Annotated in this window: 18 protein-coding genes and 1 pseudogene; 15 read left to right on the top strand and 4 right to left on the bottom strand. The window is 67.3% G+C overall.

Translation table 11 applies throughout. From position 1 onward, the window contains the following. Positions 1 to 67 precede the first annotated feature (67 nt). The 3 genes and pseudogenes from purB (at position 68) to FF090_RS17010 (ending at position 3,071) form a co-directional block, all read left to right on the top strand. Positions 68 to 1,441: an adenylosuccinate lyase gene (gene purB / locus FF090_RS17020; RefSeq protein ID WP_138857861.1), complete on the top strand. Its 1,374-nt coding sequence runs from the start codon at positions 68 to 70 to the stop codon at positions 1,439 to 1,441. 155 nt (positions 1,442 to 1,596) lie between these two features. Beyond that, a pseudogene (locus FF090_RS17015) lies at positions 1,597 to 1,944 on the top strand (translation initiation factor Sui1); the annotation flags it as partial. Positions 1,945 to 2,117: 173 nt separating this feature from the next. Next, positions 2,118 to 3,071 (top strand): AraC family transcriptional regulator, encoded by a 954-nt coding sequence (locus tag FF090_RS17010; protein ID WP_246071457.1) that lies wholly within the window; start codon positions 2,118 to 2,120, stop codon positions 3,069 to 3,071. A gap of 12 nt (positions 3,072 to 3,083) precedes the next feature. On the opposite strand, the gene FF090_RS17005 is transcribed toward FF090_RS17010, so the two are convergent. Beyond that, positions 3,084 to 4,007: a GNAT family N-acetyltransferase gene (locus FF090_RS17005; RefSeq protein ID WP_138857859.1), complete on the bottom strand. Its 924-nt coding sequence runs from the start codon at positions 4,005 to 4,007 to the stop codon at positions 3,084 to 3,086. A 39-nt stretch (positions 4,008 to 4,046) separates the two neighbouring features. Between FF090_RS17005 and pyrF the strand changes: the two genes are divergently transcribed. From pyrF to FF090_RS16990, 3 genes are read left to right on the top strand one after another with little or no spacing between them, the layout of a single operon-like run. Beyond that, the gene (pyrF, locus tag FF090_RS17000) at positions 4,047 to 4,883 is read left to right on the top strand and encodes an orotidine-5'-phosphate decarboxylase (RefSeq protein WP_138857858.1); all 837 of its coding nucleotides are present in this window, start codon (positions 4,047 to 4,049) and stop codon (positions 4,881 to 4,883) included. Between the two features lie 4 nt (positions 4,884 to 4,887). Then, positions 4,888 to 5,775 carry a transporter substrate-binding domain-containing protein gene (locus FF090_RS16995; protein ID WP_138857857.1) on the top strand — a complete coding sequence of 296 codons (888 nt, stop codon included), beginning with the start codon at positions 4,888 to 4,890 and terminating at the stop codon, positions 5,773 to 5,775. Next, the gene (locus FF090_RS16990; protein ID WP_138857856.1) at positions 5,772 to 6,509 is read left to right on the top strand and encodes an alpha/beta hydrolase family protein; all 738 of its coding nucleotides are present in this window, start codon (positions 5,772 to 5,774) and stop codon (positions 6,507 to 6,509) included. Before FF090_RS16995 ends, FF090_RS16990 begins: the two co-directional genes overlap by 4 nt. Before the next feature lie 13 nt (positions 6,510 to 6,522). Here the strand turns inward: FF090_RS16990 and FF090_RS16985 are convergent, their stop codons facing one another. Then, a complete protein-coding gene (locus tag FF090_RS16985; RefSeq protein ID WP_138857855.1) occupies positions 6,523 to 6,957 on the bottom strand; it encodes a VOC family protein in 435 nt (144 codons plus the stop codon). A gap of 83 nt (positions 6,958 to 7,040) precedes the next feature. Here FF090_RS16985 and FF090_RS16980 point away from each other — a divergent pair, with 83 nt between their 5' ends. Continuing rightward, complete coding sequence (locus FF090_RS16980) at positions 7,041 to 8,321, top strand: sensor domain-containing diguanylate cyclase (RefSeq protein WP_138857854.1); 1,281 nt, start codon at positions 7,041 to 7,043, stop codon at positions 8,319 to 8,321. Here the strand turns inward: FF090_RS16980 and FF090_RS16975 are convergent, their stop codons facing one another. Both FF090_RS16975 and FF090_RS16970 read right to left on the bottom strand, forming a co-directional pair. Then, positions 8,322 to 8,912 carry an NnrU family protein gene (locus tag FF090_RS16975; RefSeq protein WP_138857853.1) on the bottom strand — a complete coding sequence of 197 codons (591 nt, stop codon included), beginning with the start codon at positions 8,910 to 8,912 and terminating at the stop codon, positions 8,322 to 8,324. It lies immediately after the preceding gene. A gap of 39 nt (positions 8,913 to 8,951) precedes the next feature. After that, entirely contained in the window at positions 8,952 to 9,398 is a 447-nt protein-coding gene (locus FF090_RS16970) for an Lrp/AsnC family transcriptional regulator (protein ID WP_138857852.1), read from the bottom strand. Positions 9,399 to 9,568: 170 nt separating this feature from the next. Between FF090_RS16970 and FF090_RS16965 the strand changes: the two genes are divergently transcribed. The 8 genes from FF090_RS16965 to fba all read left to right on the top strand — a co-directional run bounded on the left by FF090_RS16965 (position 9,569) and on the right by fba (position 18,700). Next, positions 9,569 to 10,660: a saccharopine dehydrogenase family protein gene (locus tag FF090_RS16965; RefSeq protein ID WP_138858437.1), complete on the top strand. Its 1,092-nt coding sequence runs from the start codon at positions 9,569 to 9,571 to the stop codon at positions 10,658 to 10,660. Between the two features lie 82 nt (positions 10,661 to 10,742). Continuing rightward, positions 10,743 to 12,269: an L-piperidine-6-carboxylate dehydrogenase gene (amaB, locus tag FF090_RS16960; RefSeq protein WP_138857851.1), complete on the top strand. Its 1,527-nt coding sequence runs from the start codon at positions 10,743 to 10,745 to the stop codon at positions 12,267 to 12,269. A 287-nt stretch (positions 12,270 to 12,556) separates the two neighbouring features. Beyond that, a complete protein-coding gene (locus FF090_RS16955; protein WP_246071593.1) occupies positions 12,557 to 13,447 on the top strand; it encodes a DUF1338 domain-containing protein in 891 nt (296 codons plus the stop codon). Between the two features lie 8 nt (positions 13,448 to 13,455). Further along, positions 13,456 to 13,677, top strand: a complete 222-nt coding sequence (locus FF090_RS16950) for a hypothetical protein (protein WP_138857850.1) — start codon at positions 13,456 to 13,458, stop codon at positions 13,675 to 13,677. Beyond that, positions 13,667 to 15,031, top strand: a complete 1,365-nt coding sequence (locus tag FF090_RS16945; protein WP_138857849.1) for an FAD-binding oxidoreductase — start codon at positions 13,667 to 13,669, stop codon at positions 15,029 to 15,031. Before FF090_RS16950 ends, FF090_RS16945 begins: the two co-directional genes overlap by 11 nt. Before the next feature lie 42 nt (positions 15,032 to 15,073). Next, positions 15,074 to 16,210: a GGDEF domain-containing protein gene (locus tag FF090_RS16940; protein ID WP_138857848.1), complete on the top strand. Its 1,137-nt coding sequence runs from the start codon at positions 15,074 to 15,076 to the stop codon at positions 16,208 to 16,210. Continuing rightward, positions 16,210 to 17,550 (top strand): amidohydrolase family protein, encoded by a 1,341-nt coding sequence (locus FF090_RS16935; RefSeq protein ID WP_138857847.1) that lies wholly within the window; start codon positions 16,210 to 16,212, stop codon positions 17,548 to 17,550. The genes FF090_RS16940 and FF090_RS16935 overlap by 1 nt, the downstream gene beginning before the upstream one ends. An 85-nt stretch (positions 17,551 to 17,635) precedes the next feature. Continuing rightward, positions 17,636 to 18,700: a class II fructose-bisphosphate aldolase gene (fba, locus tag FF090_RS16930; protein ID WP_138857846.1), complete on the top strand. Its 1,065-nt coding sequence runs from the start codon at positions 17,636 to 17,638 to the stop codon at positions 18,698 to 18,700. The last annotated feature ends 151 nt before the right edge of the window (positions 18,701 to 18,851 follow it).

Below are 18,851 nucleotides of genomic sequence, written 5' to 3'. Positions count from 1 at the left end.
TCAGGGCAATCCCTAAAATCGCGCCCTTTCCTTGCCCACTCGGTGGCCAGCGCCGCCCTTACACACCATGGAATTGACGTCGCTGACCGCCTTGAGCCCTTTGGATGGCCGCTATGCCGGCCGCATGTCTGGCCTGCGCGGCCTGCTCTCTGAGTTCGGTCTGATCCACCGCCGCGTGCAGGTGGAGTTGGCCTGGTTCATGGCCCTGAGCGACGCCGGTCTGGCCGAGTTCGCGCCGCTTTCGATGGATGCGCGCACTTGGTTGCACGAGCGCGTGGCCGCCTTCGGTCCGGCCGATGCCCAGGCCATCAAGGACATCGAGCGCACCACCAACCACGATGTGAAGGCGGTCGAGTACTGGATCAAGCAGCAGTTCGCCGCCTCCGGTTTTGCCGAACTCAAGGCCCAGGGCGAGTTTGTGCATTTCGCCTGCACCAGCGAAGACATCAACAACACCAGCCATGGCCTGATGCTCAAGGCCGCGCGCCAGCAGGTCATGCTGCCGGCCCTGGACGGCATCATTGCCAAGCTCAGCGCCATGGCCCATGAGTTGGCGGCCGTGCCCATGCTCAGCCGCACCCATGGCCAGACCGCCAGCCCCACCACCGTGGGCAAGGAGCTGGCCAATGTCGTCGCCCGACTGCAGCGTGGCCGTCAAGTGATCGCGGGTGTGGCCCTGCTGGCCAAGATGAATGGTGCGGTGGGTAACTACAACGCGCATCTGAGCGCCTACCCCGACGTGGACTGGGAAGCCTTCTCCAAGCGAGTGATCGAGCAGGACCTGGGCCTGAGCTTCAACCCCTACACCATCCAGATCGAGCCGCACGACTACATGGCCGAGCTGTTCGATGCTTTCGCGCGCGTCAACACCATCCTGATCGACTTGAGCCGCGACATCTGGGGCTATATCAGCGTCGGCTACTTCAAGCAGAAGACCAAGGAAGGCGAGGTCGGCTCCTCGACCATGCCGCACAAGGTCAATCCGATCGACTTCGAGAACGCCGAGGGCAATTTCGGTTTGGCCAACGCCCTGCTCACGCACCTGAGCCAGAAGCTGCCCATCAGCCGCTGGCAGCGCGACCTGACCGACTCCACCGTGCTGCGCAATATGGGCGTGGCCCTGGGCTACACGCTGCTGGGCTATGACAGCCTGGCCAAGGGCCTGGGCAAGTTGGAGGCCCACCCGGCCAATCTGGCGGCCGACCTGGACGCCGCCTGGGAAGTGCTGGCCGAGCCGGTGCAGACCGTCATGCGCCGCTTCGGCCTGCCCGAGCCCTACGAGCAGCTCAAGGCCTTCACCCGCGGCAAGGTCATCACGCAACAGCTGATGCAGGACTTCATCCACAGCCTGGCCCTGCCGCAAGAGCATAAGGCCGCGTTGCTGGCGCTGACGCCGGGGCTCTATACCGGTAAGGCGGCGGAACTGGCGGCGCGCATCTGAGAGGCTGAGAGTCTTTCTCTCACAACCGCCATGCACCCCAATACGGCCCCACTCGTCGTTGCAAATGCTCGCCATAGCCCGAGCTATGGCTGCGCTTTGCGCCTCGATTGGGGCCGTATTGAGGCGCCTTTCGGCCGCGCCAGAAAAACTCTCAGCCTCTGAACTCCCGCCTCGTCTATAGCACCGAGCAGGGGCGGCTATGCCCCGGCTGTGGCAAGCCCTTGGCCGCTTGTGCCTGCAAGCAGCGCGGCGGCCCGCTGGGGGATGGCAATGTGAAAGTGCGCCGCGAGACCGGCGGTCGCGGCGGCAAGACCGTCACCACGGTGCGCGGTCTGCCGCTGGATGAGGCGGCACTGCAGTTGCTGGCCAAGCAGCTCAAGGCCGCCTGCGGCAGCGGCGGCACCTGCAAGGAAGGTGTCGTTGAGGTGCAGGGCGACCATGTGCAACGTGTGATGGCCTGGCTCACCCAGCAAGGCTTCAAGCCCAAACGCGCCGGTGGCTGAGGCCGGACCGAGCAGGGCCCTGAGGGCCCTGCGACGCCGGCCGAAGGCCCGAGCCCGTCTCGCGGGCGCGGGCTGAGCCGCGATCCGCTCAGTCTTGCCTTCGCGAATTGAACGGCGACGCCGGTCGAAGGCCCGGGCCCGTCTCGCAGGTACGGGCTGAGGCGCGATCACCCATGTCTTGCCCCCACGAGTTGACGCTCACTTGCTCCCAGCCCGTCTTGCGGGCGATGGCTGACCCAACGCCCCACCAGCGCCGCCTCAACGCGGTGCTGGATCACATCGACCGCCATCTGCACGAACCGCTGGACCTGAATGCGCTGGCCGCCGTTGCGCACTTCTCGCCCTTCCATTTCCATCGTCTGTTTGTGGCCTGGCTGGGAGAGTCGGCGGCCAGCTATCTGACGCGCCGGCGTCTGGAGGTGGCGGCGCTGGCCCTGGGCTCGGGTGCGGTGCGCAGCGTGACCGAGGCGGCGCTGCAGGTGGGCTTCGGCTCGCCCGAGGCCTTTGCGCGGGCCTTCAAACGGCAACTCGGCCTCAGCCCCAGCGCCTGGCAGCGCGCCAGCCCAGCGCAGCGCCAGCAAGTTCGCAAGTTCGATCAGGCAGCGCACGGCTTGCCTGGGCAGCATGGCCTCCTCAATCAAACCGAGGAGTCGAACTTCATGATGTTGGTGCGTGTGCAAGAGCTGTCGGCCGTGCGGGTGGCCTATCAAAGACGGATGGGGGCTTACGGGCCGCAGATCGGCCAGTTCTGGGCCCAGACCGTGCGACCGTGGTTGGCGGCCCAGGGACTGGAGGGCGAGGTTTGCTATGGCGTGGGCTGGGACGACCCGCACCTCACCGCTCCCGCGCAATGCCGCTACGACGCCTGTGTTGAGTTGCCGTCGGGCTTCAAGGCCCCGCCGACGATGAATGTGCAGGAACTGCCGGGCGGCCGTTATGCGTTGGCGGCCTTCCACGGCACCGGGGCCGAGGTCGCCAGGGCCTGGACCTGGCTGCTGCGCGATTGGTTCCCGCGCAGCGGTCATCAACTGGATCTGCGGCCCTTCTTCGAGCGCATCGAAGCCGGCACGCGACCAGACCCCCAGACCGGCGTATTTCGCTGTGAGCTCTGCATTCCTCTGCAGTGAGCTTGCAGTCGCTCAGTCGTCCAACCAACTGAGCGCTGCAATGCGCCAGCGCCCTTCGCTGTCGCGCTGCAGGCGCAGCGTCTTGCAGCCCTGGCCGCCGTAGGGCTGACCGTCGAGGCGACCGCTCTTTTCGTAGCGCAGCTCGCGCCGGGCGGTGTCGCCCTCGATATGGGTCTGGTGCTTGAGCTCCCATTCGGCGAAGCCCAGCAGCCGGCCCGATGACAGCAAGGCGGCGCGCGGCTCAATGAACTCGCGCACCGAGCAGGGCGCGCGTCCGGGTGCGCTGATCTGCGCGTCTGGCATGAAGAGGGCGGGCAGGGCGGCCAGGGTCGGGATGGCGCCGTCGCGATTGGTGAAGGCGGCGAAGAAGCGCCGCACCAGGTCGTCGATCTGGGCTGCATCGTCCTGCGGGGCCGCCTGAGGGCTGCACCAGCGCCAGTGCTGCGACGGGCCATAGCTGGGGTCGTCCTCCAGCCCTTCGCGCGCAAAGCCCAGGCGCACCAGCAGGCCATTGCTGGCTGCGTTGCTCGGCGAGGTGATGGCCAGCAGCTCATGCCGCCCGAGCACTTGCACGGCGTAATCCAGGCAGGCCTGCGCCGCCTCGCGGGCATAGCCCTGACCCTGGTGAGCGGCGGCAAAGCCGTAGCCCAGATCGGGCAGGGGCAGGTTGTCGCGTTTGAAGATGCCGCACATCCCTAAGCGTTCGCCGTCGTCGCGGCGTTGCACCAGCCAAAAGCCGTGGCCGTATTGCCAGCAGGGGTCGACCAAGCGGCTCTGCACCCAGGCGCGGGCTTCCTCGTGGGTGCGCACCCCGGCGTCGCGGATGCCGGCAATCCAGCTGGGTTCGTTCAGCAGGCCAAGTTGGAAGGCCACATCGGCATCGTCTTGGGCATCAAAGTGGCGCAGGCTCAGGCGCTCGGTCCGCAGAATTTGCATGGGGCGGGACAATAGCGCAACCCCACCTCCGCACTGCCCATGCCCCGCTTCTTTGACCGCCTCCAAGCCGCCATCGCCGCCCGTGACTCTCTTCTCTGTGTGGGCCTGGATCCAGACCCCGCCAAGTTCCCTGGTGACTGGGCGGGCGACGCGCGCCGTATCGCGGACTTCTGTTGCGCCATCGTTGACGCCACCGCCGATCTCGCCGCCGCCTTCAAGCCGCAGATCGCCTACTTCGCGGCCTGTGCCGCCGAGGACCAGTTGCAGAGGGTGATCGACCACATTCGCGCCAAGGCCCCGGATACGCCCATCGTGCTGGACGCCAAGCGCGGCGACATCGGCGCCACCGCAGGTCTCTACGCGAAAGAGGCCTTTGAGCGCTATGGCGCTGACGCCGTGACGCTGTCGCCCTATATGGGCTTCGACACCATCGAGCCCTATCTGGACTATGCCGATCGCGGCGTCTTTGTGCTGTGCCGCACCAGCAATGCCGGGGGTGACGACTGGCAGATGCAACGCCTGGCCGATGTGGACGGACAGCCGCGTCTGTTCGAGGAGTTGGCGCGGCGTGCACAGAACGAGTGGGCGCGCGTTCCCGGTCAGATCGGCCTGGTGGTGGGCGCCACTTACCCGCGCGAAATCGCCCGTGTGCGCGAACTGGCCCCGACCCTGCCCTTGTTGATTCCCGGTGTGGGTGCGCAAGGGGGCGACGCCGAGGCCACGGTGCAGGCCGGTTGGGCCGCGCACGCGCCCATCCTGGTCAACAGCTCGCGCGCCGTGCTTTACGCCGGCCGCACTCTGCAAGACTTTGCGCCCCAGGCCCGCGCCGTGGCGCTGGCCACGCGGGATCAGCTCAACCGGGCTCGCCGCGGCTGAACCCATGGCCCTGCCGCGTCGCGCCCTGGTGCTCGCTGGCTGTGCCGCTCCTTGGGTGCGGGTGGGCGCCCAGGTCCCGCTGCGGGTGGTCTATCCGGCGCCGGAGTCGTCGCTGGACCGCCGGTTTGATGACATGGTGGATCTGCTGCGCGAGGCGCTCACGCGGACCCAGGCTCGGCATGGCCCCTTTGAGCTGCGGCCGCACACCGAGTTCCTGACCCAGCCGCGCCAGTTGCTGGAGCTGGAGCAGGGGCAGAGCCTGAGTGTCCAGTGGTCCGCCACCACGCTGGACAAAGAGCGGCGCCTGTTGCCGGTGCGCTTCCCGACGCGGCGTGGCTTGCTGGGCTTTCGCCTGTGCCTGATCAACCGCCATCGCCAGCAGGAGTTCCGGCGCGTCCGCACTCTCGATGAATTGCGCCGCTACAGCCTGGGTCAGGGCGGCACCTGGGTGGACACCGAAATCCTGCGCAGTCAGGGCTTTCGGGTGGAGACCGGGCATTACGAGGGCCTGTTCAAGATGCTGGCGGCCGGCCGCTTTGACCTGTTCCCCCGCGGCATCAATGAGGTGTTTGCCGAGCAGGCTGCGCGTCAGGCCGAGTGGCCCGATCTGGTGGTGGAGGACAGCCTGGCCCTGCACTACCCGATGCCCTACTACTTCTTCTTCAACAAGCGCAATGCCGCACTGGCGGCGCGGGTGGAAGAAGGTTTGCGCCTGATGCTGCGCGACGGCAGCTTCGAGCACCATTTCTGGACCCATCACGGGGCCGCGCTGCGTCAGGCGCGCCTGGGCGAGCGGCGCCTGTTGCGCCTGCAGAATCCCCTGCTGCCGCCCGAGACGCCGCTGCACCAAGTGCCGTTGTGGTTCGACCCCGAACGAAAGCCCAGCCTATGACCCACGCCAAACCCCTGCCGCATCCGCACGCCCAACCCTTGCTGCCGCATCAGGGCAAAGTCGAGCTGCTGTTCCTTCTCTTCCACGGGGCCGGGGCCGATGCCAGTCAGATGCATGGCCTGGCCGAGGCCCTGCGGGCGGCCTATCCGCAGGCGGCCGTGGTGGCGCTGGATGCTCCTCAGCCGCTGGACTCTGAGGTGGTGCACGGCTACCAGTGGTTTGACGAGCAGGAGCTCGGTGCCGTGGCCGGGGTGGCTGCGGCTCTGCCCGAGTTCATTGCCACGGTGCGTGCCTGGACCGAGTACTTCGCGCTGGAGTGGCCGCGCGTGGCGCTGGCCGGCTTCTCACAGGGTGGCCTGATGGCGCTGGAAGCGGTGTTGGCCCAGCCGCAGCTGGCCGGCCGGGTGCTCAGTTTTGGCACAGCGCCCCTGCATCGGCCTACCCAGGCGCCCGAGGGCGTGTGCCTGCACCTGTTGCACGGCATGCTGGATGAGTCGGTGCCCTATCGCCATGTGGCCGATGCGGCCCAGGCCTGGGTGAGTCTGGGCGCCGACGTGACCGCCGACATCCTGCCCACCACGCATCACGAGATGAGCGCAGCCCTGATTCAAAAGGCCATGCACCAGCTGCGCACCTTCATCCCCGCGCGCCTGTGGCGCGAGGCGGTGGTGACGGCGGCCGAGATGGAGCGCGCCGATCAGGCAGTGCTGCGCGGGAGCGGCACGCGGCACTGAGCGGGCGTCAGCCTCACCAGCTGCCTACATTCGGCATCGAGATCCAGGGCTCGGCCGGCGCCAGCGCCGCGCCGTTTTGCAGCAGCTCGATGGAAATCTGATCGGGCGAGCGCACAAAGGCCATGCGGCCGTCGCGCGGCGGCCGCAGGATCTGGACGCCGGCCGCCTGCAGGCGCGCGCACAGCGCATAGATGTCGTCCACGCCGTAGGCGATGTGGCCGAAGTTGCGCGCGCCACCATAGTCCTCGGTCTGGCCGGACTCAGTCGGCCAGTTGTAGGTCAGCTCCACTTGGGCGGCCTCGTCGCCCGGAGCGGCCAGATAGACCAGGGTGAAACGGCCCGCAGCGTGCTCGCTGCGGCGCACCTCGCGCAGGCCCAGGGCGTCGACATAAAAGCGCAACGACGTGTCCAGATCGCGCACGCGCACCATGCTGTGCAGGTATTTCATGGGTTTTCCTTGAGTTGCTTGATCGCCATTGTCAAAGCGAAGTAGCTGGCTACCATCCGGCTCTCCTTCATTGCCGGTCGCCCATGATTGAAATCAGCGCCAGCCTGACCACCCCAGTCGAAGCCTTTCGCTCGATGGGGGCTTTGCTGGACGCCGTGGGGGCCTGCATCTTCAGCAAGGACTTGCTGGGGCGCTACACCTATGTGAACCGACCGATGCTGGCGCTGCTGGGTGCGCAAAGCGTCGAGGCCGTGCTGGGCCGCGAGGTGGGCGACTATGTGGATCAGCAGAGCGCCGATCGCATCCGCGAACACGACTTGCGTGTGCTGCACCTGGGCGAGGAGATCGAAGAAGAAGAAACCAATGTCTTTGGCGCCACCGGCGAGCAACGCGTGTTTTGGACCGTCAAGAAGCCCATGCACGATGCCCACGGCGAGGTCATCGGTCTGTGTGGCGTGTCCACCGACATCACCGAGCGCAAGGCCATTGAGGCCCAGCTGCAAGAGCAGCGTCAGTTGTTGCTGGCCGTCCTCAATCACATCGACGCCTTCGTCTACATGAAGGATGAGTCGCGCCGCTACCGATTCGTCAACGACAAGGTGGCGCGGGAGTGGGGCATTGCTGCGGAGGAGGCGGTGGGAAAGCGCGATGTCGAGGTCATGCCGCTGGAACGTGCCGACAAGTTCTGGGAGCTGGACCAGCAGGTTTTCGCGATGGGGCAACCCCAAATTGGCGAAGAAAGCTTTGTCGGGCCCGATGGCCGCTTGGTGCACCACTGGTCGGTCAAGGTGCCCATCACCTACGAAGGGGTGCCGACCCTGATCGGTTTTTCCACCGACATCAGCGAGGTGGTGCGACTGCGCGAGCAACTGCGCGAGCAAGCCATTCGCGACGCCCTGACGGGGCTGTTCAACCGCCGCCATTTCAACGAGTTGGCGGAAAAGGAGCTGGCGCGCTCGCGCCGCCATGGGCACCCCACGGCCCTGGTGATGCTGGACATCGACCACTTCAAGCGCATCAACGACACCCATGGCCATCCGGCCGGAGACACGGTGCTGCAGCGCGTGGCCGAGCTGCTGCGTGCGCAGATGCGCTTGGAGGACACCCCGGCGCGGGTGGGTGGTGAGGAGTTTGCGCTGCTGCTGCCGCGCACCGATGCGGCCGCGGCCTCCGTGCTGGCCGAACGCGTGCGCTGTGCGGTGCGCGAAGCCGAGGGCCTGCTGCCCGATGGGGGCCGGGTCACCATCAGCCTGGGCGTGGCCGTCACCCAGGGCGAGCACAAGTTGGAGGCGCTGTACGCGGCAGCCGATGCCCAGCTCTATCGCGCCAAGCAGTCGGGGCGCGACCGGGTCTGCGTGGTTTGATCAGCGCGCGCTGACCCCCAGCCAAAGCGGGTGCAGCCAGAGGGCGAAGGCGCCGTAGAAGGCGGTGCCGCCCACCAGGGCCATGCCAGTTTGCAGCCAGGACGGCGACTGCGGCGCAGCTGCCGGGCGCCGGCGCGCCGCGCGGAAGTCCAGCACCGCCCAAAGCAGAAAGCTGCCGAACAGCAGGAGCTCCACGGGCTTGTGATTCACCAGCAGGTGAGCAAAAGCCCAGAGCTTGGTGGCCAGCAGCATCGGATGGCCCAGGCGGACCTTGAAATGGCTGCGCGGCAGGTGATAGGCCACGATCAGCCAACACGCCGGCAGCATCAGCAGCGCCATCAGATGGCGCATGCCGAGCCCCAAGCCGGCGGGCAGGGTGAAGAGGGCCGCCTGTTCATGGCGCACACCTGCAAAGCCCCACAGCAGCAGTGCAAAGCCAACGCCCACCACCAGGCTGTAGCGTCCCTTCCAGCCCTTTTCACCCCAAGCCGCCATGCGCGCCTGGCGCCAGGGCTCGGCGAACAGGCGCACGGAATGGGGGCCGAAGAAGAGGATGAGGCCGGCGAGGAAGGCAATCCAGGAGAGATCCATGAGGGCTCCGTAAGAGAGGCGCGCAGCTTACCGGGGGGGCTACGCCACCCGATCGACTTTCATCGCCAGCAGCACCGACGTGGTGGTGCGCAGCACGCCGTCGATCTCGCCAATTTCATCCAGCAAGGCGTCCAGACGCTGCGTGGAAGGCGCGCGCAGCACAGCCAAGTAGTCGAATTCGCCGCTCACGGCCGCCAGCTGGCGCAGTTCAGGCAAGAGCGACAGCCGCTCGATCACCTTGCGCGCCACCTTGGGGCTGACCGACAGGTTCACAAAGGCCTGCACGCCCTCGCTGCCCTCGGTGGCGCCCAGGCGCACGGTGTAGCCCACGATGGCGCCGCTGGCCTCCAGCCGCGCCAGCCGGGCCACCACCGTGGTGCGCGCCACATTCAGTTGGCGGGCCAGATCGGCGGTGGCGGCGCGCGCGTTGGCCTGCAGCAGGGCCAGCAGGCGGCGGTCCAAATCGTCCAGCGGGGCGGTGCTCATGGTTTTCCCTATTCAATGCAATATGACGAAGAGAAGTGACGAATCGTCGTTCGAGCCGCATTTTCCGACGAAGCTGCGCTTTCTTTCGTCATGCCGCTTTCCTACAGTCCCGTTCATCGCGTCGCTGCGTCCTGGCGGCGCCTCAAAACCCTTTCGGAGACTTCCCCATGATGAAGATTGCCCTGCTCGGCGCCGGTCACATCGGCCAGACCATCGCCCGCCTGCTGCACGCCACCGGCGACTACCAGGTCACCGTGCTGGACAAGAGCGCCAAGTACCTGAGCGTGCTGGCAGCCGAAGGCATCGCCACCAAGGAAGTCGACAGCGAGAACAAGGCCGCCCTGATGGCCGGCGTGCGCGGCAACGACGCCGTCGTCAATGCGCTGCCCTACCACCTGGCCATCACCGCCGCCGAAGCCGCGCTGGAGTGCGGCTGCCACTACTTCGACCTGACCGAAGACGTGGCCGCTACCAAGGCCATCATGGCCATGGCCAAGGACGCCAAGACCGCCTTCATGCCCCAGTGCGGCCTGGCTCCCGGCTTCATCGGCATCGTGGCCCACCACCTGGCCAAGCAATTCGACGAAGTGCGTGATGTGCAGATGCGCGTCGGCGCGCTGCCCGCCTTCCCGACCAACAAGCTGAAGTACAACCTGACTTGGTCGGTCGATGGCCTGATCAACGAGTACTGCCATCCCTGCGAAGCCATCCACGGCGGTGACTTCATTCAGGCCCTGCCGCTGGAAGGCCTGGAGCACTTCAGCCTGGACGGTGTCGAGTACGAAGCCTTCAACACCTCGGGCGGCCTGGGCACCCTGTGCGAGACCTGGTCGGGCAAGGTCCAGAACCTGGACTACAAGACCGTGCGTTACCCCGGTCACCGTGACCTGATGAAGTTCCTGCTGGAAGACCTGGCCCTGGCCGGCGACCAGGAGCAGCTGAAGGACATCATGCGCAAGAGCATGCCTGCCACCATGCAGGACGTGGTGCTGGTGTTCGTGACCGTGTCCGGTATGAAGAACGGCCAGCTGCTGCAGGAAGTGTTCGCTCGCAAGATCTTCGCCGAGCGTGGCGAGAAGCCCCTGTCGGCCATCCAGATCACCACCGCCGCCGGCATCTGCACGGCCGTGGACCTGTTCCGCCAGGGCAAGCTGCCGCAGAAGGGTTTCATCCGCCAAGAAGACGTGGCCCTGCCCGACTTCCTGGCCAACCGCTTCGGCATGGCCTACGAGACGCAGCGCAACGTCCAGTCGATCGCCTAAGCTGCACAGCTTGCGCTAAACACCCAGCGCCGCCGCTCTGTTTCTTCAGCGCGGCGGCGCTTTTCGCATTCAGGAGATTCCCATGTCCACCATTTCCACCCAAGCCCACGAGCTGCTCGCCCGCATGGGCGTTGCCAAGGCTCTTTACACCGAAGGCACGCTGACCGCCCGCTCGCCTGTGGACGGCGCTGTCACCGGCAAGGTGGTCGAAGCCACGGCCGCCGAGATGAGCGCTGCCATTGGTACCGCACATGCCGCCTTCTTGCAGTGGCGCGTCATTCCCGCGCCCAAGCGCGGCGAGCTGGTGCGCAAGTTCGGCGAAGTGCTGCGCGCCCACAAGGCCGATCTGGCCGCCCTGGTCAGCCTGGAAGCCGGCAAGATCGCCAGCGAAGGCCTGGGTGAAGTGCAGGAAATGATCGACATCTGCGACTTCGCCGTCGGTTTGAGCCGCCAGCTGCATGGCCTGACGATTGCCAGCGAGCGCCCCGGCCACCGCATGATGGAGCAGTGGATGCCCCTGGGCGTGGTGGGCATCATCTCGGCCTTCAACTTCCCGGTGGCGGTGTGGGCCTGGAACTCGGCCCTGGCCCTGGTGGCCGGCGACACCTGCGTGTGGAAGCCCAGCGAGAAGACCCCGCTGACGGCTCTGGCCACGCAGGCCCTGTTCGAGAAGGCTGTGGCCGCCTACAAGGCCGACGGCCACGCCGCGCCGGAAGGTCTGTCGATGCTGGTCAACGGCGGTGCTGCCGTCGGTGAAGCCCTGGTCAACGACGTGCGCGTGCCGCTGATTTCCGCCACCGGCTCGACCCGCATGGGTCGCATCGTCGGCCCCAAGGTGGCCGCGCGCTTTGGCCGTTGCCTGCTGGAGCTGGGCGGTAACAACGCCCTGATCGTCAGCGACAAGGCCGACCTGGACCTGGCCGTGCGCGCCATCGCCTTCGGTGCCTGGGGCACCGCCGGCCAGCGCTGCACCACCACCCGCCGCGTGATCGCCCACGCCTCGGTGCACGACCAGCTGGTCGAGCGCCTGGAAAAGGTGCGCGTGCAGTTGAAGATCGGCAACCCGCTGGCCGACGGCACCCTGGTCGGCCCGCTGGTCGACAAGCTGGCCTTCGACGCCATGCAGGCTGCGCTGGCAGCCGCCAAGGAACAAGGCGGTGTGGTGCGCGGTGGTGAGCGTGCGCTTAGCCAAGAGCACCCCGAGGCCTTCTACGCCGCCCCGGCCCTGGTGACCATGCCGGCCCAGACCGAGGTGGTCTGCCACGAGACCTTCGCGCCCATCCTCTACGTGCTGAAGTACGAGCAGTTGGACGAGGCGATCGCGCTGCAAAACGGCGTGCCGCAAGGCCTGTCCAGCGCCATCTTCACGACCGACATCCGCGAAGCCGAGGCCTTCATGGCCGCCAGCGGCAGCGACTGCGGCATCGCCAACGTCAACATCGGCACCTCGGGCGCCGAGATCGGTGGTGCTTTCGGCGGCGAGAAGGAAACCGGCGGTGGCCGTGAGTCGGGTTCGGATGCGTGGCGCCAGTACATGCGCCGCGTGACCAACACGGTCAACTACTCGAACAGCCTGCCGCTGGCCCAAGGCGTCAAGTTCGACGTTTAAGGAACTGACCCACCCCCGAAGCGGCCCTTGTGGGCCGCCTCCCCCTCAAGGGGGCGCCGCGAGCAGCCCGGCAAAGCCGGTTCCGCCGCGGCCCCTCATCTTCTGGGCGTGCCACGGATGCTGCGCCCGATTGGTTGTGGTTTGCTTCGATGACTTCTTCTGATACCGGCGTCTATCGCCTCGTCAAGGGCATGCTCGGCGTGTCCGCCGCTGATGCCCTGTTCACCCAGCTGGAAATCGACCCGCGCCTGTTGAAGGCCGTGGGCGAGACCGTCAGCCGTGCCGAGATGGCGCAGGCGCTGAACATGGTGCTGTTCTACGACCTGCACGAGCGTGTGCCCGAGGGCCACGACTATGTGCAAGACGTGATGGCCGCCGGCCAGAAGATCACCTTCGACCACGGCGCGCTGCGCACCGTGGCCTGGCCCAGCGGCGCTTTGCCCCCGGGTGAGGCCGCGATCAGCCGCGTGCTGCGCCCGCTGGGCTTCCAGGTGGCCGACACCTACCCGCTGCCGCGCCTGAAGATGACCGGCCGCGCCTGGGCGCATGCCGATTTCCCCGAGACCATTGCGCAATTCTTTGTCTCGGAACTGCACCCCGAGCAGTTCAGCGCCGAGTTCCAGGCCGCGGTGACCCGCGTGCTGGCCGACTCCGTGGACCCGCTGGGCCCGCAGGACATCGGCCGTCTGGAGCGCCTGGGTCGCGACAGCGCGCTGCCCTGGGCCGATGCCCTGGCCCTGATGCCCAAAATCGTGGCCTGCTTCGGCCGCCAGCATGGTGGCTTTGCCTTGGCCGACTACGAAACCCTGCTGAACGAGTCCGCCGAAATGGCCTGGATCAGCACGGAAGGCAACGCCTTCAACCATGCCACCGACCGCGTCGAAGACCTGCAAGGCCTGAGCGATGGGCAGAAGGCCAAGGGCCGTTCGATCAAGCCGGCCATCGAGGTCAGCAAGAGCGGCCGCGTGATGCAGACGGCCTTCAAGGCCGCCCAAGTCGAACGCGAGTTCCTGACGGCTGAGGGCGACTGGGTGGCCCGCCATGTGCCGGGCAGCTTCTACGAATTCATCCAGCGCGAGCGCCTGCAATGCGGCCGCCTGGACCTGGCCTTCGACGCCGGCAATGCGACCGCCATCTTCAAGATGACGACGCACGAGGCTCTCGAAATCCTGAACTGAGATTGCCGATGACCACCAAGTCCTTGTTCTGGCTGGCAGCCGCGTTTGCGGCCCTCAGCACGGTGTTGTTGACCGTGTGGGTCTTCAACGGCGTCATGGACTGGGTGCGGCTGCTGCCCCGTGAAGAAGCGCGGGCGCTGACGCCGCTGCTGATGGCCAGTTCGGGCGTCACGGCGGCCCTCGGTGCGGCCTGGCGCCACAAGAAGACCCGGTCCGACGATGAGTCTTGATGCTTTCTTGAAGGCTGCCGGCGCGCTAGCCAGCACCGAGGTCGAACCCCGCTATCTGCAGGGCGCGCGCTATGGCGCGGGCCAGGCGGCGGCCTTGCTCAAGCCGGGCTCGGTGGCCGAGGCCGCCGAGTTGCTGCGTCTGGCCGATGCGCACGGCATTGCCTTGGTGCTGCAGGGCGCGCATACCGGCCTGGTGCAGGCGGCCACACCGCAGGGGCAGGTGATTCTGAGCACCGAGCGCCTGCGCGAGGTGTTCGAGTTCGATCCCTTGGACCGCACGCTGCGCGTCTCCACGGGCTTCAAGCTCAGCGAAGTGAACCAGCGCCTGGCCGAACACGGCCTGCAGTTCCCCATCGACCTGAGCGCCGACCCGAGCATCGGCGGCATGCTGGCGCACAACACCGGTGGCACGCGCATGTGCCGCTACGGCGATGTGCGCGCCAACACCCTTGGCATGGAAGTCTTGCGTGCCGATGGGCAGGCGCTGCGCTTAGGGCTAGGCCTGGCCAAGGACAACAGCGCCCTGGCGCTGCAGCATCTGTTCATCGGTTCATCCGGTGCGCTGGGCTTGATCACCGAGGCCACGCTGAAGCTCGCGCCATTGCCGAAGCAGAGCGCCGTGGCCCTGGTGGCGCCGGCCGACTGGGACGCCGTGTGGCCGCTCTACCAGCGGTGGACCGCGGCCTTCGGCAGCCTGGTGTCGGCCTTCGAGGGCTTGAGCGCCAACGCCCTGGAGGCTGCCATCCATGTGCAGGGCGGCGCCTCGCCCTTTGCCGAAGGCCTGCCGCCTTACAGCCTGTTGGTGGAGCTGAGCGCCGATGTGCCGGCCAGCCAGCTGGACCTGCGCGCGCTTCTGCACACCCAACTGGAGGCCGATTTCGAGTCCGGCGCGGTGGTCGACGCGGCACTGGACAACGACGAAGGACTGTGGGGCCTGCGCCATGCGGTCAGCGAGGGCCTGCGCGAGCAGGGCGCGGTGATCGGCTTTGACATCAGCCTGCCGCGGCGCGCTTTCCTGCCCTTCCGCGCCCAGGCCGGGGCCTGGCTGGCCGAGCATTTCGCGCCCGCCAAGGTCTGCGACTTCGGCCACTTGGGCGACGGTGGCCAGCACTACAACCTGGTCTGGCCCAAGGACTGCCCCAAGCCGGGCGCCGAGGACATGGCGCGCCTGCGCGAGGGCATCTATGCGCTGGTGGCGGCCCATGGGGGCTCCTTCAGCGCCGAGCACGGCCTGGGCCCGTTGTTGCAGGCGACCTATGACGCGCTGACGCCTTCGGCCTTGCGCCAGAGCGCTGGCGCGGTGGCGGCGGCCCTCAACCCCAGCAATCGCCTCGGTCAGTTCCGCTTCGGTTGAGAATGCAGCGCGCCCAGACCGGGCGCACCTTGCGGGACTTCGATGCCTGATTCCCTGCCGCCTTCGGTGGCCGAGCGAACCTTTAGCCGTGAACGTCGGGTGGCCGAAGAGATCTATTGGCGCACCCTGGATGGCCCGCCCTTTCTGGCGCTGGGCTGCCTGGTGCTGGGCTGGTCGGCCGGCCCGCAGACCTGGTACGTCCTGCCCGCTCCGTTATGGCTGGCCGTACTGATCTTTCTGATCAGCTGGCCGTTGCGCCGGCTGCACCGCCTGCCGGCCGATGACGCGGGGCTACCGCGCTGGCAGCGCCTGCGCTGGCTGCAGGTGCATGGCAGCGCGTTGGTCTATTGCGCGGTGCTGCTGGTCTACGGCAGCCTAGACGGCAGCGACGCCACCGTGACGCTGACGGCCGTGGTGTCCATGCTGGCCTTTGCCTCGGCGGCGGCCGCGATGATGTTCCCGGTGCCGACCTCGGCGCTGAGTTTCATGGCACTCCTGGTGCTGCCGCCCTTGTGGCCGCTGAGCCAGCAGTCCGGCACCCGCGCGGCGGCGCTCACGGTGGGTCTCTACACCGCCTACCTGTCCGTCATGGCCCTGCGCAATGCTCGCGCCTTCCGCGTGCAGCTGGATACCGAACAAGCCCTGCTGGCCAGCCGCGCCGAGATCGAACGCTTGACCCGCGAGGACAGCCTGACCGGGCTGGCCAACCGGCGCGACCATGTGCAGCACTTGGAGCAGGCCTGGGCCCAGGCCCAGCGCCATGTCGAGCCCCTGGCCCTGCTGCTCTTGGACATCGACCACTTCAAGGCCATCAACGATCACCACGGCCATTTGGCCGGAGACGCCTGCCTGCAGCATTTCTCCAACCTGCTGCGCCAGCATTTCCGTCGTGCGCAGGATCATCTGGCGCGCATCGGCGGCGAGGAGTTCGTGGTGCTGATGCCCGATACCTCGTTGGATGAAGCGCGTGTCATGGCCGAGCGTTTTCGTGCGGCGGTGGAGGCTGAGGTTTGCGAGTTCGAAGGGCGGCGCCTGCCCTTCACCGTCAGCTTGGGGCTGGCGGTTTGCAACCCACTGGAACTGGGGGCGGTGGAAAACGCCCGTCGCCTGCTGGCGCGTGCCGACGCGGCCTGTTATGCGGCCAAGCGGGCCGGCCGCAACCGGCTGGAGCTGGGCTGATGCCCACGCCCCAACCTCAGCCCCTGCTGCTGCGCAATGTGGCGCTGGTGGACGGGCGGCGGGGCGTGGATGTGCGGATCGAGAACGGCCGCTTTGCCGCCATCGGGCCGGCGCTGCCGGTTTCGGCCGACACCGAGCAGGTCGACGCAGCCGGCGCCTTGCTGAGCCCGCCCTTTGTGGACGCGCACTTCCACCTGGACGCGGCACTGAGCCACGGACAGCCGCGTGTCAACACCAGCGGCACCCTGCTGGAAGGCATTCAGATCTGGGGGGAGCTCAAACCCCATCTGACCGAAGAGGCCCTGGTGGAGCGCGCGCTGCGCTACTGCGACTGGGCGGTGGCCCAGGGTGTGTCGGCCATTCGCAGCCATGTGGATGTGTGCGATGAACGCCTGCTGGCGGTGCGTGCCCTGCTGGACGTGAAGCGCCGGGTTGCGCCCTATCTGGACCTGCAGTTGGTGGCCTTCCCGCAAGACGGGCTGCTGCGCTCGCCCGGTGCGTTGGGCTTGCTCACTCAAGCCCTGGACCTGGGCGTGGAGGTCGTGGGCGGCATCCCGCACCACGAGCGCACGGCGGCCGATGGCGCCCAGAGCATTCGCCTACTGTGCGAGCTGGCGGCCGCGCGCGGCCTGGCGGTGGACATGCACTGCGACGAGACCGACGACCCGGCCTCTCGCCATGTCGAAACCCTGGCCGCCGAGACCTTGCGCCTCGGGCTGCAGGGGCGGGTCACGGCCTCGCATCTGTGCTCCCTGCACAGCATGGACAACGCCTACGCCGCCAAGCTCATCGCGCTGATGGCAGAGGCCGAGCTGCAGGTGGTGGCCAACCCCCTCATCAACATCACGCTGCAGGGGCGCTTCGACAACTATCCCAAGCGCCGCGGCATGACCCGCGTGCCCGAGCTGATGGCGGCGGGCGTCAATGTGGCCTTTGGCCAGGACTGCGTGATGGACCCTTGGTACGCGCTGGGCAGTGCGGACCTGCTGGAGGTGGCCCATATGGGCCTGCATGTGGCGCAGCTGACGTCCCAGGCCGGCATGCGCGCCTGCTTTGACGCGGTGACCGTGAATGCGGCCCAGGTCCTGGGCCGGGCGCGGCCACAGATCGAAGTGGGTGCGCCGGCCGACTGTGTGCTGTTGCAAGCGGGCGACCCCATCGAGGCGATCCGCTTGCGCGCCGGCCGGCTGTTGGTGATCCGCGGCGGCGCGGTGCTGAGCCATAGCCCGGCCCGGGTGGCGCAACTGAACCTGCCGGGGCGCCCCACGGCGGTCGATTGGCGGCAAGAATCCCCCGCATTCCAAGGTCCGGTGCCGGGCCTGAAGGGCGCCTCTCCGTAGAATCCCGGCCCAGTTACGAAGCGGTTACAGCGCGCCTGGGAACCGGTCTTCCGCCCAAATTCTTCACTCTCTCTAGGACCTTCCCATGCCTCTCGTTTCGATGCGCCAGCTGCTCGACCACGCCGCCGAGCACGGTTATGGCATTCCCGCCTTCAATGTGAACAACCTAGAGCAGGTGCAGGCCGTGATGGCCGCCGCTGACGAAGTCGGTGCGCCTGTCATCCTGCAGGCCAGCGCCGGTGCCCGCAAGTACGCCGGTGAGCCCTTCATCAAGCACCTGATCCAGGCCGCCACCGAGTCTTTCCCCCACATCCCCCTGGTGATGCACCAGGACCACGGCACCAGCCCCAAGGTCTGTCAGGGCGCCATCGACCTGGGCTTTGGCTCGGTGATGATGGACGGCTCGCTGCGCGACGACGGCAAGACCCCGGCCGACTTCGCCTACAACGTCGAGGTGACCCGCGCCGTGGTGGAGATGGCGCACAAGGTCGGCGTGTCGGTGGAAGGCGAGCTGGGCTGCCTGGGCAATCTGGAAACGGGTGACGCCGGCGAGGAAGACGGCATCGGCGCCGAGGGCAAGCTCAGCCACGCCCAGATGCTGACCGACCCCGAGGAGGCCGCGCAGTTTGTGAAGGCCACCCAGCTGGACGCGCTGGCCATCGCCATCGGCACCAGCCACGGCGCTTACAAGTTCAGCCGCAAGCCCACGGGCGACATTCTGGCCATCAGCCGCGTCAAAGAAATCCACGCCCGCATCCCCAACACCCATCTGGTGATGCATGGCTCGTCTTCCGTGCCGCAGGACCTGCTGGCCATCATCAACCAGTACGGCGGCAAGATGAAGGAGACCTACGGCGTGCCGGTCGAGGAGATCCAGGAAGCCATCAAGCACGGCGTGCGCAAGATCAACATCGACACCGACATCCGCCTGGCCATGACCGGTGCGGTGCGCAAGTTCCTGGCCGAGAACCCGGACAAGTTCGACGCCCGCGAATGGCTCAAGCCCGCGCGCGCCGCTGCCCAGGCCATCTGCAAGCAGCGTTACCTGGAGTTCGGTTGCGAGGGCCAGGGCCGCAAGCAGAGCAACCGCAGCCTGGTGGACATGGCCGCGGCCTACGCCAAGGGCGAGCTGGCGCAAGTGGTTCGCTGAGGCCGGGCCGAGCAAGGTCCTGAGGACCTAGCGACGCCGGTCGAAGGGCCTGCCCCATCGAGTGGGGCAGGCGCGGCCTGCAAGGCTGAGGCACTGGTTCTCAAGACAACGGCGCCCTTCGGGGCGCTTTTGTTTTTGTACTCGCCCTTTT

The organism is Inhella inkyongensis (genome assembly GCF_005952805.1).
Classification (GTDB): Bacteria; Pseudomonadota; Gammaproteobacteria; order Burkholderiales; family Burkholderiaceae_C; genus Inhella; species Inhella inkyongensis.
This window is presented reverse-complemented; position numbering and strand designations above follow the sequence as displayed.

Excerpts from the sequence above, each read along its gene's own strand:
- FF090_RS16955 (WP_246071593.1), top strand. The coding sequence starts at position 12,557 with ATGGCGCAGGCGCTGAACATGGTGCTGTTCTACGACCTGCACGAGCGT.
- FF090_RS16995 (WP_138857857.1), top strand. The coding sequence starts at position 4,888 with ATGGCCCTGCCGCGTCGCGCCCTGGTGCTCGCTGGCTGTGCCGCTCCT.
- FF090_RS16975 (WP_138857853.1), bottom strand. The coding sequence starts at position 8,912 with ATGGATCTCTCCTGGATTGCCTTCCTCGCCGGCCTCATCCTCTTCTTC.
- FF090_RS16940 (WP_138857848.1), top strand. The coding sequence starts at position 15,074 with ATGCCTGATTCCCTGCCGCCTTCGGTGGCCGAGCGAACCTTTAGCCGT.
- FF090_RS16945 (WP_138857849.1), top strand. The coding sequence starts at position 13,667 with ATGAGTCTTGATGCTTTCTTGAAGGCTGCCGGCGCGCTAGCCAGCACC.
- pyrF (WP_138857858.1), top strand. The coding sequence starts at position 4,047 with ATGCCCCGCTTCTTTGACCGCCTCCAAGCCGCCATCGCCGCCCGTGAC.
- FF090_RS17005 (WP_138857859.1), bottom strand. The coding sequence starts at position 4,007 with ATGCAAATTCTGCGGACCGAGCGCCTGAGCCTGCGCCACTTTGATGCC.
- FF090_RS16935 (WP_138857847.1), top strand. The coding sequence starts at position 16,210 with ATGCCCACGCCCCAACCTCAGCCCCTGCTGCTGCGCAATGTGGCGCTG.
- FF090_RS17010 (WP_246071457.1), top strand. The coding sequence starts at position 2,118 with ATGTCTTGCCCCCACGAGTTGACGCTCACTTGCTCCCAGCCCGTCTTG.
- FF090_RS16985 (WP_138857855.1), bottom strand. The coding sequence starts at position 6,957 with ATGAAATACCTGCACAGCATGGTGCGCGTGCGCGATCTGGACACGTCG.
- fba (WP_138857846.1), top strand. The coding sequence starts at position 17,636 with ATGCCTCTCGTTTCGATGCGCCAGCTGCTCGACCACGCCGCCGAGCAC.
- FF090_RS16950 (WP_138857850.1), top strand. The coding sequence starts at position 13,456 with ATGACCACCAAGTCCTTGTTCTGGCTGGCAGCCGCGTTTGCGGCCCTC.
- FF090_RS16980 (WP_138857854.1), top strand. The coding sequence starts at position 7,041 with ATGATTGAAATCAGCGCCAGCCTGACCACCCCAGTCGAAGCCTTTCGC.
- purB (WP_138857861.1), top strand. The coding sequence starts at position 68 with ATGGAATTGACGTCGCTGACCGCCTTGAGCCCTTTGGATGGCCGCTAT.
- FF090_RS16965 (WP_138858437.1), top strand. The coding sequence starts at position 9,569 with ATGAAGATTGCCCTGCTCGGCGCCGGTCACATCGGCCAGACCATCGCC.
- FF090_RS16970 (WP_138857852.1), bottom strand. The coding sequence starts at position 9,398 with ATGAGCACCGCCCCGCTGGACGATTTGGACCGCCGCCTGCTGGCCCTG.
- amaB (WP_138857851.1), top strand. The coding sequence starts at position 10,743 with ATGTCCACCATTTCCACCCAAGCCCACGAGCTGCTCGCCCGCATGGGC.
- FF090_RS16990 (WP_138857856.1), top strand. The coding sequence starts at position 5,772 with ATGACCCACGCCAAACCCCTGCCGCATCCGCACGCCCAACCCTTGCTG.